Source organism: Flavobacterium aquatile LMG 4008 = ATCC 11947 (genome assembly GCF_000757385.1).
GTDB classification, from domain to species: domain Bacteria; phylum Bacteroidota; class Bacteroidia; order Flavobacteriales; family Flavobacteriaceae; genus Flavobacterium; species Flavobacterium aquatile.
In genome coordinates this window covers 203190-219111 of the sequence record NZ_JRHH01000005.1, presented here as the reverse complement: position 1 = coordinate 219111, position 15922 = coordinate 203190, and the positions used below count along the sequence as shown (strand labels likewise).

Genomic DNA, 15922 nt, shown 5'->3' with positions numbered 1-15922 from the left:
AACAATTTGTTATGTACGCAATCGTAGAGATAGCAGGGCAACAATTTAAAGTAAGCAAAGACTTAAAGGTTTATGTTCACCGTTTGACAAACGAAGAAGGTTCAAAAGTTTCTTTTGACAAAGTTCTTCTTTTAGATGACAATGGATCAATCACTTTAGGCGCCCCAGCTATAGAAGGTGCTTCAGTAGAAGCAAAAGTGTTACAACACTTAAAAGGTGATAAAGTAATCGTTTTCAAAAAGAAAAGAAGAAAAGGTTACAAAAAGAGAAACGGTCACCGTCAGTATTTAACACAAATTCTTATTGAAGGAATTAGTGCTACTGGTGGGAAAAAAGCTACTCCAGCTCCAAAAAAAGAAGCAGCTCCAAAAGCTGAGAAACTTGTAGAAGCAGTTGAAGAAAAAGCTCCAAAAGCTCCAAAAGCATCTAAAAAAGGTGATGATCTAGTAATTATTGAAGGGATTGGTCCAAAAGCTGCTGAAGCATTAGTTGCTGCTGGAATTGATACATTTGCTAAATTAGCAAAAGCATCTGCTGATTCTGTAAAAGAAATTTTAGACGCATCAACTAACAAAGTACAACATTTAGATCCAACTACTTGGGCGCAACAAGCACAACTTGCTGCTGATGGTAAAATGGATGAATTAAAAAAATTACAAGATGAGTTAAACGGTGGAAAAGCTGTTTAATTTTAGTATTAACTTATAAAACCCAAACATCATGGCTCACAAGAAAGGTGTCGGTAGTTCGAAGAATGGTAGAGAATCACATTCTAAACGTTTAGGCGTTAAGATATATGGTGGTCAAGCTGCAATTGCTGGAAACATTATCGTAAGACAAAGAGGTTCAAAACACAATCCAGGAGAAAACGTTTACATTAGTAAAGATCACACTTTACATGCAAGAGTTGATGGAGTAGTGAAATTTCAGAAAAAAGCTGGCGATAAGTCGTTTGTTTCTATTATTCCTTTTGAAGCATAATCTAAATTTAGTTTAGATTTAAAAAAAACCGTTCAGTGATGAACGGTTTTTTTGTTTTTAATCATTGCGAGGCACGAAGCAATCTCATTAAATTATTTAGGAGCGAATGGCTTGGTTCTTTTTGGCTTCCCTATTCCTGCTATCCGTTCTATCTCGTCCCAAAAGACGAGATGCCACTACTATCAGGGCTAGATTGGTTTTGTCTTTTGTAAAATCAGAATTTCAACAAAGCTCTTTCTTAATTTTAGAATTAGAAAACAAAAGTGAAAATTTAATCAAAACTTCCTATAAAACTATTGCCCTAGCCCAGATAGCAATGGAAATCCTTGTGAAAAGAAGCGCCAATTTTTCTTGACAAAAAAGAGCGACCAAAGAAGCTCCTTTTTTGTCATAGAAAAATGGTGGTTGTTGAGCAAGATTGCAATGGATAGCTGGAAATAGCTCCAAAAAAAACCATCCGAATTAACGAATGGTTTCTGTTTTTATTCTTCGATGTCTTTCATTTTGAATGACTCCATGAATTTTGTGGTGTAATTTCCGGCAACATAATCGGGTTCGTCCATTAATTGTCTATGGAATGGTATTGTGGTTTTTATTCCTTCTATATAAAACTCGTCTAGTGCGCGTTTCATTTTGCTAATTGCTTCTTCTCTTGTTTGCGCCGTTGTAATTAACTTGGCAATCATTGAGTCGTAATTTGGCGGAATCGTGTAACCTGCGTAAACGTGTGTATCTAGACGCACTCCATGTCCGCCTGGCGCGTGAAGCACAGTGATTTTTCCTGGTGAAGGACGGAAATCATTGTATGGATCTTCGGCGTTGATACGGCATTCTATTGCGTGCAGATTTGGATAGTAATTTTTTCCAGAAATTGGCACTCCAGCAGCAACTAGAATTTGCTCACGAATTAAATCGTAATCTACAACTTGTTCTGTAATTGGGTGTTCTACTTGGATACGAGTATTCATTTCCATGAAGTAGAAATTTCTATGTTTATCAACCAAGAATTCTACAGTTCCAGCACCTTCATATTGAATATATTCTGCTGCTTTTACAGCTGCTTGTCCCATTTTTTCACGCAATTCATCGGTCATGAATGGTGATGGCGTTTCTTCGGTTAATTTTTGGTGACGTCTTTGAACAGAGCAATCTCTTTCTGAAAGGTGACATGCTTTTCCGTAAGAATCTCCAACAATTTGGATTTCGATATGACGTGGTTCTTCGATTAATTTCTCTAGATACATTCCGTCATTTCCAAAAGCTGCAGCCGATTCTTGACGTGCACTTTCCCAAGCTTTTAGTAATTCTTCATGTTTCCAAACGGCACGCATACCTTTTCCACCTCCACCAGCAGTTGCTTTAAGCATTACTGGATAACCAAATTCTTCGGCTAATTTTTCGGCTTGTTCATACGATTCTAAAATCCCAACTGAACCAGGTACACATGGAACTCCAGCTTCAATCATAGTTGATTTAGCCGAAGCTTTATCTCCCATTCTATCAATCATTTCTGGTGAAGCACCAATAAATTTTATTCCGTGTTCTTGACAAATTTTTGAAAATTTAGCATTTTCAGACAAGAAACCATATCCTGGGTGAATTGCATCTGCGTTAGTGATTTCGGCAGCGGCAATAATATTTGACATTTTTAAGTAAGATAAATTACTTGGTGGCGGACCGATGCAAACGGCTTCGTCTGCAAATTTAACATGCAAACTTTCGGCATCGGCAGTAGAATAAACAGCTACTGTCTTTATGCCCATTTCTCTGCAGGTTCTAATTACTCTAAGAGCAATTTCGCCTCTGTTGGCAATTAATATTTTTTTAAACATCTTATTTTTTTTAAAATTCAAAAAACAAATCCCAAATTCCAATTCCTAAGAAATAAACTTGGGATTTAGAATTTAAAATATTGGAATTTAAAATTATGATGGATCTACTAAGAATAAAGGTTGGTCAAATTCAACAGGAGACATATCGTCAACAAGAATTTTTACAATTTTACCTGAAATTTCAGCTTCAATTTCGTTGAATAATTTCATTGCTTCAACTACGCAAAGTACATCACCTTTACCAATTGATGTTCCCACTTCTACAAATGATGGTTTGTCTGGAGCTGGTTTTCTATAGAAAGTACCAATCATTGGAGATTTGATTGTTATGTATTTTGCATTTTCATCAACTGCTGGAGCAACTGGAGCTTGTGCTGCTGGAGCAACAGGAGCTGCTTGTTGCATTGTTTGTTGCATTGGAGCTTGTTGCACATAAGTGATATCCGGAGAGTTTCCTTCTAAAGTTGTTCTGATAGTGATTTTAATATCGCCAGTTTCTAACTTTACTTCTGCAACTCCTGAATTAGATACAAATTTGATTAGGTTTTGAATTTCTTTTAAATCCATAATTATTTGTTTTAGTTATAGTTTATTGTTTGTTGTATGCCCATTTAAGATAGATTGAACCCCAAGTAAATCCGCCACCAAAAGCAGCAAAAATTAGGTTATCTCCTTTTTTGAATTTGTTTTCGAAATCACTCAGTAGCAAAGGTAATGTTCCTGAGGTTGTATTTCCGTATTTTTGAATGTTTACCAATACTTTTTCTTCATCAAGATTCATTCTTGAAGCGGTTGCATCAATAATTCTTTTATTTGCTTGATGTGCAATTAACCAATCTACATTGTCTTTGGTTAAATTGTTACGTTGCATTATTTTTTCGCTAACATCTGCCATTCCTGATACAGCATATTTAAAAACAGTTTTACCATCTTGAAAAACAAAATGTTGACTATTTTCTACAGTTTCTTTCGAAGCTGGTAAAATAGAACCGCCAGCATCAATTTTTAGATATTCTCTACCAATACCATCTGAACGTAAAAACTCGTCTTGCAAACCAAGACCTTCGAAATTTGGTTCAAATAAAGCGGCTCCAGCACCATCACCAAAGATAATACAAGTTGCTCTATCGGTATAATCTATTATTGATGACATTTTATCGGCACCAATTAAAAGAACCTTTTTATATCTACCTGTTTGTATGTAAGCTGCAGCTGCGGACATTCCGTAAAGAAAACTAGAACAAGCAGCAGATAGATCGTATGCAAATGCATTCACAGCTCCAATTTGGGTTGCGACATAAACTCCAGTTGTTGCCACTGGCATATCGGGAGTTGCTGTTGCCATAATTACCAAATCGATTTCGGCTGGATCAATGTTGCCTCTTTTAAGTAAATCTTGGGCAGCTTTTATGGCTAAATAAGAAGTTCCTTTCCCAGATTCTTTTAGTAACCGTCTTTCTTTGATACCGGTTCGCGTAGTTATCCATTCGTCATTGGTGTCAACCAAAGTTTCTAGAACCTGATTTGAAAGAACAAAATCGGGAACATAACCACCGACTGCGGTAATTGCGGCTGTAATTGTACTCATATTACTATTTTATAATCTCTTAAAAAAAGTGAATTTAAAAGAGGTGGAATTTACAAAAAAATATTTAGTTATAATTTAAAATTTACAAAAAACAAAAAACTCTCACTGAGTGAGAGTTTAAATGTAAATTTAAATATATATTAAGCGGCAGCTACTGATTTATCAATAACTACTTGACCTCTGTAATACATTTTACCTTCATGCCAGTAAGCTCTGTGGTATAAATGAGCTTCTCCTGTAATTGGACAAGTTGCAATTGTAGCAGCAGTTGCTTTGTAATGAGTTCTTCTCTTATCTCTTCTTGTTTTCGAGATTTTTCTTTTAGGATGTGCCATTTTACTATATTATTTATCCGTTAATAGTTGTTTTAACTTGTCCCAACGTGGGTCAATATCTTCTTCTTTTTTACTCTCTTTTTTTTGTTCTTTTATTGATAATTTTGATAATTTATCTAATGTTTCTGTCTGTAAAGTACCATCTTTTATGCCTGGATGAACTCTTTTTAACGGAACCGAAAGCACAATCATTTCATAAATGTATTGTGAAACATCTATTTGATGTTCTCCATGTGGCAATATTAATAACTCTTCGTTATCATTATTAAACTCTTCTCCAAAATTAACCACCAATTTAATTTTACCTTTTATTGGTAAATCAAACATTTCGTTAGTTAAATCACATGGAACATGAATGGTTCCGTTGTGTTTGAAAGAAAGCTCCAGCATGGTGCTTTTTTTATCTAAAACTATGTTTACTTTAATATCACAATCTTCATATTCGTGATAATCAAAGCTATCAAAGAACGCTTTTTTTATTTGAAACTCAAATTGATGCTTTCCTAACTTTAACCCTATAAACGGAATTAAAAATTCATTTGTAACTTTCATCATTTCATCAATTTGTCCAATCCGAAGATTCGGCTTTGGGAGTGCAAAGATATAAATTTATTGTAAAACCAAAAGCGTTATTAACCTTTTTTTGTTTCTAATTGTTTTTCTTTAACTTTTAGAGGGTTTTTTGAGATGTCTAAATACTCATTTCTAGAGTGATAGATGTCAATTGCAAGATAAACTGCTTCTTTGAATGAGGTGAAATCGGCTAAGCCTTTTCCTGCAATTTCATAGGCAGTTCCATGATCTGGCGATGTTCTAATCTTATTTAAACCAGCAGTATAGTTCACGCCATTACCAAAAGACAATGTTTTAAACGGAATTAATCCTTGATCGTGATAGGTTGCAATCACGGCATCAAACTTTTCATATTGTGCGCTTCCGAAAAATCCATCGGCAGAATACGGGCCAAATGCTAAAATTCCTTTTTCAAATATTTTTTTTATGGTAGGTTTTAAAATTTCGTCATCTTCTTTACCAATTACTCCGTTATCTCCGGCATGCGGATTTAATGATAAAACTGCAATTTTGGGTTTGTTGATACTAAAATCTTGTTTTAATGTAGTATTAATAGTTTCGATTTTTTGAATTATTAATTTCTCGGTCAAATGTTTTGCAACTTCGTTAACCGGAATATGATCGGTGATTAAACCTACTCTTAAATTATCTTGAACCATTAACATCAAGGCATTTCCTTCAAGTTCTTGGTCTAAATAATCGGTATGTCCCGGAAATTTAAAATCTTCTGATTGAATATTGTATTTATTGATTGGTGCTGTTACTAAAACATCAACCAATCCATCCTTTAATGCAGTCGTTGCAGCAACAAATGATTTTATAGCATATTTACCAACATTTTCGTCGTTTTGACCGTAATTGATATCTACGCCTTCACGCCAAACATTTAAAACATTAATTTTTCCTTTTACTAATTGCTCCAATTTATCAATTCCGTGAAGAGCAACTTCTGAGTTCAAATTTTTTTTAATAAAAGATAAAATTTTGACATTAGCAAAAATCACTGGAGTACAAAGCTCCAACATTCGAGCATCTTCAAATGTTTTAAGGATAACTTCGCTTCCAATACCATTTAAATCTCCAATTGAAATTCCAACGATAATATTTTCTGCTTTTTTCATGGCGATTTCTTCTTATTTATTGCTAATTTTGAAGTGCAAATTTAGTAAAATAAAACGACAAATGTTTACAGGAATTATAGAAACCCTAGGAATAATTAAAGACTTAAAAAAAGAAGGCGAAAACCTTCATATTACCATAAACTCTTCTATTACAAACGAGTTGAAAATTGACCAAAGCGTTGCTCATAACGGCGTTTGTTTAACTGTTGTCGCTATTGAAAATGACAATTATACCGTTACTGCAATTAAAGAAACTATCGACAAAACAAATCTTGGCGAATGGAAATTGGATGAAGTTGTAAATCTTGAAAGAGCGATGAAACTTGGCGATCGATTGGACGGTCACATTGTTCAAGGACATGTGGATCAAACTGGTGTTTGTAAGTCTATTTATGAAGCAAACGGAAGTTGGTACTTTACTTTTGAATACAATAAAGACTTGAATAATCTTACAATAGAAAAAGGCTCTATAACTGTTAATGGCGTTAGTTTAACTGTTGTTAATTCGAAAACCAATGAATTTAGTGTTGCTATAATTCCTTATACATATGAGCACACTAATTTTAAAAACTTTAAAGTAGGCACAAAAATAAATCTGGAATTTGATGTTATTGGAAAGTATGTTTCTAAATTACATCTTATGAAACAATAAGATGAAAAACATATCAATAAAAAAGCTTCAATTATCTTGAAGCTTTTTTTGTTTTTTTATTTATAATATACATTCCAAAAAAGAATGAAATAATGATCAATATATAGATACCTCCATCAATTGGCGTTCCTGGTGGAGGCGGAATTGGTGGCGGAGGATTTGGTGCTGCAAACATTACATTGCAGGATAAAAAACCAACTATAATTCTAATATTCTGACTTGGGACAACACTCATGGGCGTAAAAGTAAAAAAAAAAAATCTTTATCAAAATAATTTGTCGTATAATTTTGCTATAAAGCCGTTTAACGACAATTTGTTAACTTAAACGAGTTAATGATTAATATTAACGTAATATTTAGACTCTTGGTTTTTACAAATAAAAAAAGACTTCAAAATTGAAGTCTTTTTTTTAAAAATGTGGTCCCACTTGGAATCGAACCAAGCACCTACTGATTATGAGTCAGTTGCTCTAACCGAATGAGCTATAGGACCAATTATGAGGTTGCAATATTACTACTATTTTTAATTTATTGCAAGTATTTTACAGTTGGATTTAGATATTATTTCTAATATTCTCTAAATCAAACTTGTTCTCCTATTTCTTGACACAACTCTATTAATACTCCATTGGTAGTTTTTGGATGTAAAAATGCTACTAATTTATTATCGGCACCTTTTTTAGGAACTTCATTTAATAATGTAAATCCTTCGTCTTGTAGTCGTTTCATTTCTGACAGAATGTCTTTTACATCAAATGCTATGTGGTGAATTCCTTCTCCTTTTTTTTCTAGAAATTTAGCAATTGGACTTTCTGAATTGGTTGCCTCAAGAAGTTCGATTTTGTTTGGTCCGTTCATAAAGAAAGAGGTTTTTACGCCTTCACTAACTACTTCTTCTTGTTTATAGGCTGGCGCGCCAAATAATTTTTCGAATAATAAATTGGATGTTTCTAGACTTTTTACTGCTATACCGATGTGTTCTATTTTTCTCATATTTTTTGCCACAAAGACGCAAAGTCTCTAAGGTTTGGTAAAAATAAGTATTTAAAATCAAAAGGGAAAATGTATCCAAAAAAATTAATTACACCAATAATTGCCAGCTTATAAACCTTAAAAAATTTAATCTTTGTGACTTTGAGTCTTTGTGGCTTTAAAAAAATCGTATTTTTGCCGAATGGAAACAAATAGACAGAAAAAAATAGGAAGCGTTCTACAAAATGATTTGGTAGATATTCTTCAAGGTGAAGTGAGAAAAAACGGACTTACAAATTTGATAATTTCGGTTTCTAAGGTTATTGTTACTACAGATTTAGGCGTTGCAAGAGTATATTTGAGTGTTTTTCCTCAAGATAGAGCTGCCGAAATTTTGGCTGCCGTAAAATCTAACATGCCTTTGATTAAGCATGATTTATCGCAACGTGTGAAATTGCAATTGAGAAAAGTACCGAATCTTTCTTTTTATATTGATGACTCGTTAGATTATATCGAGAAAATTGATAATGCGCTTTCTGCCAAGGAAAATCCAATTGAAAATCGTGATCTTTTAGAAAAACGCAAAAAATCGTAAAGTGAATTTTCCGCTTTATATAGCCAAACGCTACATTTTTAGTAAGAGCAAGAATAATGCTATCAATATTATTACTCGAATTGCTTCGGGTGGAATTATCGTTGGAGCAATGGCTTTGTTTATAGTGTTGTCGGTTTTTAGTGGATTGCGTGTTTTTAGCTTATCATTTTCGAATGATTTTGATCCCGATTTTAAGGCGAATCCTAAAACTGGGAAATCGTTTGAAATTTCTGCCAGTCAAGAAAAAGAGCTCAAAAATATTGATGGCATTGTTAGTTTTAGTAAAATAATTGAAGAGCGTGTACTTTTTTCTTTTAACGAAAAACAACAAGTTACCTATATAAAAGGCGTTGATTCTAATTTTATTCATGTTAATAAAGCTTCTGAAAAACTTTTTAATGGTACATGGTTTAAACCAAAAACGGTTCAGGTTGTTGTTGGATATGGAATTTCACAGAAATTATCGTTAGGATTATTTGATTTTAATAATCAGTTGGAAGTTTTTGTACCAAAACCTGGAAAAGGGAATATCGAAAATCCGGATGAAGCTTTTAATAAATCGGTTATAATTCCGGTTGGAATTTATGCTATTAATGAAGAGTTAGATTCGAAATATGTGTTTGCCGATTTAGGATTAACGCAGGAATTATTAGAATATAAACCCAATCAAATTTCGGGAATTGAATTTAAAACAAAACCCAATTCTGATGAAGATGCTATTCGATCACAAATAGCAAAAATATTTAACAACAAAGTAGAAGTTAAGAATCGCGCTGAACTAAATGCTACTTTATATAAAATGTTAAACACAGAAAATATTGCGGTTTACCTCATCTTTACTTTGGTAATTATCATAGCGCTTTTCAACTTAATTGGCGCGTTGATTATGATGATTTTAGATAAAAAAGCCAATTTAAAAACGCTTTATAATTTAGGAACCGAAGTAAAAGATTTGAGAAAAATATTCTTACTTCAAGGAACTTTATTGAGTGTTTTTGGTGGAATTATCGGACTAGTTTTAGGAATTATTGTTGTTATAATTCAACAGCAATTTCAATTGATTATGATTACCGAAAGTTTAGCATATCCTGTCGTTTTTTCGATTCAAAATGTACTTATCGTTTTTGGAACAATTGTAACACTGGGATTTATTGCAAGTTTGATTGCAAGTAGTCGTGTAAGTAAAAAATTGTTGGATTAAAAAACTTGATAATCAGAATAGATTTCTTGAATTTCATCTAAAGCTTTGAACAAAATTTCTGGATCTTCGATGGTTACTAATTTTAATCGGTATTCTTTGAAATTTGCAATTCCTTTGAAATAATTCGTGTAATGACGACGCATTTCTACAATTCCGAGGCGTTCACCTTTCCAATCCATTGACCACGTTAAGTGATTTCTTGCGGCTTCAACTCTATCGGCTATTGTTGGTTTAGCCAAATGTTCACCTGTTGCAAAATAATGTTTGATTTCATTAAAAATCCACGGATAACCAATCGCAGCACGACCAATCATCATTCCGTCAAGACCAAATTTATTTTTATATTCCAAAGCTTTTTCTGGAGAATCGATATCACCATTTCCAAAGATTGGCATCGTAATTCTAGGATTATTTTTCACACGTTCGATATGACTCCAGTCGGAATGACCTTTGTACATTTGCGCACGCGTTCTTGCATGAACCGTTAAAGCTTGCACACCAATATCTTGTAAACGTTCTGCAACTTCATCAATATTTATAGAACTTTCATCCCAACCTAAACGCGTTTTTACTGTTACCGGAAGACTAGTTCCTTTAATAACTGCTTTTGTTAAACGCACCATCAAATCAACATCTTTCAAAACTCCTGCACCTGCGCCTTTGCAAACAACCTTTTTCACTGGACAACCAAAATTAATATCCACCAAATCGGGCTGAACGGCGTCAACAATTCTTGACGACATTTCCATAGCTTCTTCATCGCCTCCAAATATTTGGATTCCGACTGGTCGTTCATAATCAAAAATATCCAATTTCATTTTGCTCTTTACAGCATCACGAATCAATCCTTCAGAAGAAATAAATTCGGAATACATTAAGTCGGCACCATGAAGTTTACACAATCTACGAAATGGCGGATCGCTTACGTCTTCCATCGGTGCAAGTAATAGTGGGAAATCGGGTAATATGATGTTGCCTATTTTGGGCATTGTGATAAATTTTTTGCAAAAATACAAAATTTTGTTGGTTTCAAGTTTAAGGATTCAAGTTTCAGACCTATAAATCAAAACTTTGCTTTATATTTGCAGATTAATTCCTTATTATTGGAATATTGCGTTAGGGATTGAAGTGGAAATCCTTTTACTTTTTTCTTTAAAAAGTAAAAGATTGTAGCGGAAAGCCCGACCGCTTTTTCAGCGGAAACGCCCAAAAAATTGACAGAAAACGAAGATGAAAAATATTAGAAATTTTTGCATTATTGCACATATTGACCACGGAAAAAGTACGCTTGCCGACAGACTTCTTGGCGCCACACAAACCGTTACAGCTCGTGAAGAAAAAGCGCAATTGCTTGACAACATGGACTTGGAGCGCGAACGCGGAATTACCATAAAAAGTCACGCCATTCAAATGGAATACACTTATAAAGGCGAGCAATACATTTTGAATTTAATTGACACACCAGGACACGTAGATTTTAGTTACGAAGTTTCTCGTTCAATTGCTGCATGCGAAGGTGCGCTATTGATTGTTGATGCGGCACAAAGTATTCAGGCTCAAACAATTTCTAATTTATATTTGGCTCTTGAAAACGACTTGGAAATTATTCCGGTTTTGAATAAAGTAGATTTACCAAGTGCCAATCCAGAAGAAGTTAGCGATGACATTATTGATTTATTAGGTTGTAAACTAGAAGATATCATTCACGCATCGGGTAAAACTGGATTTGGTGTAGAAAATATTTTGGCTGCAATTATTGAAAAAATTCCTGCTCCAAAAGGAAACAAAGACGAACCATTACAGGCATTGATTTTTGATTCACATTACAATCCGTTTCGTGGCATTGAAGTAATTTTCCGTGTAAAAAATGGTGAGATTAAAAAAGGTCAGAAGATTAAATTCATGGCAACCGGAAATGAATATTTTGCTGATGAAGTAGGAACTTTAAAATTAAATCAGGTTCCGAAAAACGTTATTTCTACTGGCGATGTTGGATATTTAATATCTGGAATTAAAGAAGCGAAGGAAGTAAAAGTTGGTGATACCTTAACGGATGCAAAAACGCCAACAACCAATATGATTACAGGATTTGAGGATGTAAAACCAATGGTTTTCGCCGGAATTTATCCTGTGGATACCGAAGATTATGAAGATTTGCGTGCTTCGATGGAGAAATTACAATTGAACGACGCATCATTAGTGTTTACTCCAGAAAGTTCTGCCGCTTTAGGATTTGGTTTCCGATGCGGATTTTTAGGAATGTTGCACTTGGAAATTATTCAAGAACGACTGGAACGCGAATACGATATGACTGTAATTACAACTGTTCCCAACGTTTCGTATTTGGCATATACTAAAAAAGAACCTGAAACGGCTTTTGTTGTAAACAATCCATCAGACTTACCAGAACCTTCACGTTTAGATCGAGTTGAAGAACCATTTATAAAAGCAACAATTATTACAAAAGCCGATTATGTTGGAAATGTAATGAGTTTGTGTATCGAAAAACGTGGTGTAATTACCAATCAAACGTATTTGACAACTGAAAGAGTGGAATTGAATTTTGATATGCCTTTGGCAGAAATTGTATTCGATTTTTATGATCGCTTAAAAACGGTTTCTAAAGGTTACGCTTCATTTGATTATACACCAATTGGCATGAAAGAATCGAAATTAGTTAAACTTGATGTGTTGTTAAATGCACAATCGGTTGATGCTCTTTCGGCTTTAATTCATGAAAGTAATGCCTATAATATTGGTAAGAAAATGTGTGAGAAATTACGCGAATTGATTCCGAGACAGCAATTTGATATTCCTATTCAGGCGGCAATTGGAGCAAAGATCATTGCTCGAGAGACAATAAAGGCATTAAGAAAAGACGTTACTGCCAAATGTTATGGCGGTGATATTTCTAGAAAAAGAAAATTACTTGAAAAACAGAAAAAAGGTAAAAAGAGAATGCGATTGGTAGGAAATGTTGAAATTCCGCAAGAAGCGTTTATGGCGGTATTAAAATTGAATGATTAATTTTTTTTAGAATAAAAAATAGACAATAGAAAAAGCCCAATGACTAAAGTTATTGGGCTTTTTTAATTATATCCTTTTAATAATTAATTTTTTCGAGTCTAATTTCTGTTGGTTTATTTTTTTCATCAAAATCCTCAATCAGTACTAAGTATCCTTTTTTTGCATTCATCGTATAAATACTGCTAGTTTCCGTTTTTAAATCGAGTGTTTGTCTTTTAAATTGACCATCTGAATAAGAAACAATTCCATAGAGCAAACTTTTTTTCCTGTTTTTGGATTTTTTTTCATTATCACTCAAATAGAAGAGATATTCATCATCACTGAGCTTTTGATAATTTTTAAAATCAAATAATCCGTACTTCTTGATATCGTTAGAATGAGCAAGTGAATTTGGGAATTTATTTCTAAATTTAGTAACTTCAAATACTTGATTGATAGTAAATTTTGGCGTAAGCTCAAAAAAGTACATGTTATTTGTTGTAATTGGAGATTGAATAAATGTTTCAGCAACAACAACAATTTTATCATCTTCTAATAAAAGCATATTATGAATAAAAAGATAACCCTCTTTTTTAATATATCCTTTTTCATTGACATCCAACTTTGCACTAATTTCTTTCCAACTTAAATATTTGTTCACATCTTGCTTTGCTGTTTTTTTGTCGAATACAAATTTGAATAACCCTAAATTATTTGTGTCATTGGTGTTTCCATATTCAGATTTTGCAGAATAATTTCCAAGCAAATAAATCTTATCTTCAGTTATTTTACAATCTACAACTTTATAGGCATATTTATCCGTTAGCGGAAAATTGAACTCTTTAATTAGTTTTCCAGTCTGGGCATCAATGAACAGGCTTGTAAAGTCATTGACATAAGTTCCATTTTTTTTACCACAATGATTGAACATTACAATTACATCCTTGTCTGACTTAAGGTATTCTAAATTCTTAAACCTTTTACTTTCAGTGTTTTCTATATCTTCATAGATAAATTTCCAAACTTGTTTGAAGTCACTATCATAATGAGCCAAAAACTTTTCGGTAACTTTTTCTTTTTTATCAGTAAATTTTGAATGTACAATTAATCCAACTCCTTCATAAAAAGACATGAAATCTGATTCATTTTCTTTATAATTAGACATTTTTCTGTCGAAAGCCGGATTTTTTTGAATAGCATTTTTATTAAAAATAAAAGGTTCGCTTAATTTATTTGTGGCAACATCCAAAATTCGGTATCTGCGATAAGCTTTAACTTCTCCAAAATCATCAACAAACTCAATAAGCAACTTCGTTTTATCTAACCACAATGCAACATCAATCTTTTTTGCATCAACTAAAAAAGACTCAAATTTCATTTCTGTTAGAATGCCGCTAGTTACTTTAGTAAGATTCTCATCTAAAATGACATATTCCAACTGATACGTTTCTTTTGCCACTTTATCGTTTTCAAATAATAAAAAATATCCTTTAATATTATTATCTGCATCCTTTATATCCTCTGAAGCATACAATCTTCCTGAAGACAATTTGTTGAGATTTGTAATCTGAGCGTTTCCTACAAAGCAAAAAACACAAAAAAGAATAAGGAATTTAATTTTCATTTCTAAGATTTAAAATTGTTTATGATTAATTGTAGATCGGATGTTTTTAAGTTATTTATAAATGTAATAAATCGATTTAAACTTTCAGAGTTTTTCTTATTATCGACTTTAGGAACGTAACGATTAATTATATAAGCCGTTTTTGCTTCAAGAATTTTAGAGAGATTTACATAAATAATGTTTTTAAGAACAACATTTTCGGCGTCTTTTTTATACAGTTTGAGTGCTTCATAAAATGAAATTCCATAAAATTCTTGATCGTATAAATTAATAAGATTTTGGTATGTGCTTGCTTGCTTAATGCTTAAAAAATCTTTAGAAATGGTTGTTTTTTCAGTAAAATTACTACCAGCATATTTTCGAATCATATTTATTCTGCTTATGCAATCGGGATGCGTTTTTAAAGAATCAACTATAATGCGTTTCTCGTTGTCATATTTTTTAAAAAGACTTTCTTCTACTTCAAACCAGGATTTTCTAACTTTAAAATCATTTTTATTCAAAATTAATTTATAATCGTCAAATGTTAGGGAATCTTTTTCTGAATCAGACGAGTCGAGTTTTTCTAAAATAGTCACACCTGCTTTTGGATTACGAAGTGTCTTTCTATAAAAAGCTACTGCTATTGAATCGGCAGCAAATTCTTTTTTTCTACGCTTGGCATAATTCTGATATTGAATGTTTTTCAAGAAATCTCCAGCCATTGTTGCCTTACCATATTTCTTGCTTCGGATTTCCTTTGTTTTATTTATCACTTGTTCAGAAGTCGAAAGTTTTGCGAAACTTTCAATCTCGCTTTTAACATGGTTTAAGAATTGATGGCCAATTTCATGCGCGATAACAAAAACTAATTCGTCTTCATTTTCAAGTGTTAAAAATAATCCGTAATGAATAACAACAGTTCCATCTCCTGTATTGTAGGCGTTTGCATCACCATCCTTTGATAAAAGTATTCGGTAATTTTCTTTAATGCTGTTTTTAACTAAAACTTCTTGAAGCAGTCCGTTTAGATAAGTATATAAATTGTCTTCACAAATAAAATTATTTTGATTGATTTTATCAAAGAAACTTTCTTGTATTTCATTATAAATCCCTTTAATAATTGACTTTTGAGCCGAAGTAGATGATACAATATTTTTATTGATTAAAGTAAATTTTCCTTTGTATTCTTCAGCAAGATTTACACGGCACAATGCAGAAGATGAAGTATCTATTGGTTTAAATTCTGATTGTGCATTTGCAAAAAAAACAGATACGAAAAAAATAACTGTAAAAAGAAATCTATTTTTCATTTAAATAAAAACTTGATTTGTAGATGTTTCAAACTAAAACAAAAATACATATTTAGATGATATATACAATGAAAAGGCAAAAAGAGAATGCGACTATTATGTTCGAGGCACAAAATTCGAAATTTGAAAATATAGACTAAACCCAAAAAC

Annotated in this window: 17 protein-coding genes and 1 tRNA gene; 6 read left to right on the top strand and 12 right to left on the bottom strand. The window is 32.7% G+C overall.

The genetic code is table 11. The annotated features are described in order from the left end of the window. Positions 1–11: 11 nt before the first annotated feature. Positions 12–689, top strand: a complete 678-nt coding sequence (gene rplU / locus LG45_RS12890) for a 50S ribosomal protein L21 (RefSeq protein ID WP_035127831.1) — start codon at positions 12–14, stop codon at positions 687–689. 31 nt (positions 690–720) lie between these two features. Beyond that, positions 721–981, top strand: coding sequence for a 50S ribosomal protein L27 (rpmA, locus tag LG45_RS12885; RefSeq protein ID WP_035127829.1), 261 nt, complete (start codon positions 721–723; stop codon positions 979–981). A gap of 482 nt (positions 982–1463) precedes the next feature. Here the strand turns inward: rpmA and accC are convergent, their stop codons facing one another. From accC to pdxA, 6 genes are all read right to left on the bottom strand, one after another. Next, positions 1464–2813, bottom strand: a complete 1350-nt coding sequence (gene accC, locus LG45_RS12880; protein WP_035127828.1) for an acetyl-CoA carboxylase biotin carboxylase subunit — start codon at positions 2811–2813, stop codon at positions 1464–1466. Between the two features lie 93 nt (positions 2814–2906). After that, positions 2907–3380: an acetyl-CoA carboxylase biotin carboxyl carrier protein gene (gene accB, locus LG45_RS12875; protein WP_035127826.1), complete on the bottom strand. Its 474-nt coding sequence runs from the start codon at positions 3378–3380 to the stop codon at positions 2907–2909. Between the two features lie 22 nt (positions 3381–3402). Beyond that, a complete protein-coding gene (locus LG45_RS12870) occupies positions 3403–4401 on the bottom strand; it encodes a beta-ketoacyl-ACP synthase III (RefSeq protein ID WP_035127824.1) in 999 nt (332 codons plus the stop codon). A 140-nt stretch (positions 4402–4541) separates the two neighbouring features. Beyond that, complete coding sequence (gene rpmF / locus LG45_RS12865) at positions 4542–4736, bottom strand: 50S ribosomal protein L32 (protein WP_035127823.1); 195 nt, start codon at positions 4734–4736, stop codon at positions 4542–4544. 9 nt (positions 4737–4745) lie between these two features. Continuing rightward, entirely contained in the window at positions 4746–5288 is a 543-nt protein-coding gene (locus LG45_RS12860) for a YceD family protein (protein ID WP_035127822.1), read from the bottom strand. A gap of 80 nt (positions 5289–5368) precedes the next feature. Next, positions 5369–6430: a 4-hydroxythreonine-4-phosphate dehydrogenase PdxA gene (pdxA, locus tag LG45_RS12855; RefSeq protein ID WP_035127821.1), complete on the bottom strand. Its 1062-nt coding sequence runs from the start codon at positions 6428–6430 to the stop codon at positions 5369–5371. A 61-nt stretch (positions 6431–6491) separates the two neighbouring features. On the opposite strand from pdxA, the gene LG45_RS12850 reads away from it, so the two are divergent. Then, complete coding sequence (locus LG45_RS12850; protein WP_035127819.1) at positions 6492–7082, top strand: riboflavin synthase; 591 nt, start codon at positions 6492–6494, stop codon at positions 7080–7082. A gap of 31 nt (positions 7083–7113) precedes the next feature. Here LG45_RS12850 and LG45_RS12845 read toward each other — a convergent pair whose 3' ends face one another. The 3 genes from LG45_RS12845 to mce form a co-directional block, all read right to left on the bottom strand. Continuing rightward, positions 7114–7317 (bottom strand): hypothetical protein, encoded by a 204-nt coding sequence (locus LG45_RS12845; RefSeq protein ID WP_035127817.1) that lies wholly within the window; start codon positions 7315–7317, stop codon positions 7114–7116. Between the two features lie 184 nt (positions 7318–7501). Continuing rightward, a tRNA-Ile gene (locus tag LG45_RS12840) sits at positions 7502–7575 on the bottom strand. 89 nt (positions 7576–7664) lie between these two features. Continuing rightward, a complete protein-coding gene (gene mce / locus LG45_RS12835) occupies positions 7665–8075 on the bottom strand; it encodes a methylmalonyl-CoA epimerase (RefSeq protein WP_035127815.1) in 411 nt (136 codons plus the stop codon). Positions 8076–8256: 181 nt separating this feature from the next. Between mce and rbfA the strand changes: the two genes are divergently transcribed. Beyond that, positions 8257–8649, top strand: a complete 393-nt coding sequence (gene rbfA, locus LG45_RS12825; protein ID WP_035127810.1) for a 30S ribosome-binding factor RbfA — start codon at positions 8257–8259, stop codon at positions 8647–8649. A 1-nt stretch (position 8650) separates the two neighbouring features. Further along, entirely contained in the window at positions 8651–9850 is a 1200-nt protein-coding gene (locus LG45_RS12820) for an ABC transporter permease (RefSeq protein WP_035127809.1), read from the top strand. On the opposite strand, the gene dusB is transcribed toward LG45_RS12820, so the two are convergent. After that, positions 9847–10839 carry a tRNA dihydrouridine synthase DusB gene (gene dusB / locus LG45_RS12815; RefSeq protein WP_035127808.1) on the bottom strand — a complete coding sequence of 331 codons (993 nt, stop codon included), beginning with the start codon at positions 10837–10839 and terminating at the stop codon, positions 9847–9849. The two genes, LG45_RS12820 and dusB, sit on opposite strands and share 4 nt — an antisense overlap. A 241-nt stretch (positions 10840–11080) precedes the next feature. On the opposite strand from dusB, the gene lepA reads away from it, so the two are divergent. Further along, positions 11081–12877 (top strand): translation elongation factor 4, encoded by a 1797-nt coding sequence (gene lepA, locus LG45_RS12810; protein WP_035127806.1) that lies wholly within the window; start codon positions 11081–11083, stop codon positions 12875–12877. A gap of 76 nt (positions 12878–12953) precedes the next feature. Here lepA and LG45_RS12805 read toward each other — a convergent pair whose 3' ends face one another. Further along, positions 12954–14480 (bottom strand): DUF6770 family protein, encoded by a 1527-nt coding sequence (locus LG45_RS12805; protein ID WP_035127805.1) that lies wholly within the window; start codon positions 14478–14480, stop codon positions 12954–12956. 2 nt (positions 14481–14482) lie between these two features. Continuing rightward, on the bottom strand, positions 14483–15772 hold the full coding sequence (locus tag LG45_RS12800) for a M48 family metallopeptidase (RefSeq protein WP_035127803.1): 1290 nt from the start codon (positions 15770–15772) through the stop codon (positions 14483–14485). Positions 15773–15922: the final 150 nt, after the last annotated feature.

Coding starts and splice junctions, on each gene's coding strand:
- mce (WP_035127815.1), bottom strand. CDS start 8,075: ATGAGAAAAATAGAACACATCGGTATAGCAGTAAAAAGTCTAGAAACA.
- rpmA (WP_035127829.1), top strand. CDS start 721: ATGGCTCACAAGAAAGGTGTCGGTAGTTCGAAGAATGGTAGAGAATCA.
- dusB (WP_035127808.1), bottom strand. CDS start 10,839: ATGCCCAAAATAGGCAACATCATATTACCCGATTTCCCACTATTACTT.
- lepA (WP_035127806.1), top strand. CDS start 11,081: ATGAAAAATATTAGAAATTTTTGCATTATTGCACATATTGACCACGGA.
- LG45_RS12860 (WP_035127822.1), bottom strand. CDS start 5,288: ATGAAAGTTACAAATGAATTTTTAATTCCGTTTATAGGGTTAAAGTTA.
- pdxA (WP_035127821.1), bottom strand. CDS start 6,430: ATGAAAAAAGCAGAAAATATTATCGTTGGAATTTCAATTGGAGATTTA.
- rbfA (WP_035127810.1), top strand. CDS start 8,257: ATGGAAACAAATAGACAGAAAAAAATAGGAAGCGTTCTACAAAATGAT.
- LG45_RS12850 (WP_035127819.1), top strand. CDS start 6,492: ATGTTTACAGGAATTATAGAAACCCTAGGAATAATTAAAGACTTAAAA.
- accC (WP_035127828.1), bottom strand. CDS start 2,813: ATGTTTAAAAAAATATTAATTGCCAACAGAGGCGAAATTGCTCTTAGA.
- rplU (WP_035127831.1), top strand. CDS start 12: ATGTACGCAATCGTAGAGATAGCAGGGCAACAATTTAAAGTAAGCAAA.
- LG45_RS12845 (WP_035127817.1), bottom strand. CDS start 7,317: ATGAGTGTTGTCCCAAGTCAGAATATTAGAATTATAGTTGGTTTTTTA.
- LG45_RS12805 (WP_035127805.1), bottom strand. CDS start 14,480: ATGAAAATTAAATTCCTTATTCTTTTTTGTGTTTTTTGCTTTGTAGGA.
- LG45_RS12800 (WP_035127803.1), bottom strand. CDS start 15,772: ATGAAAAATAGATTTCTTTTTACAGTTATTTTTTTCGTATCTGTTTTT.
- rpmF (WP_035127823.1), bottom strand. CDS start 4,736: ATGGCACATCCTAAAAGAAAAATCTCGAAAACAAGAAGAGATAAGAGA.
- accB (WP_035127826.1), bottom strand. CDS start 3,380: ATGGATTTAAAAGAAATTCAAAACCTAATCAAATTTGTATCTAATTCA.
- LG45_RS12870 (WP_035127824.1), bottom strand. CDS start 4,401: ATGAGTACAATTACAGCCGCAATTACCGCAGTCGGTGGTTATGTTCCC.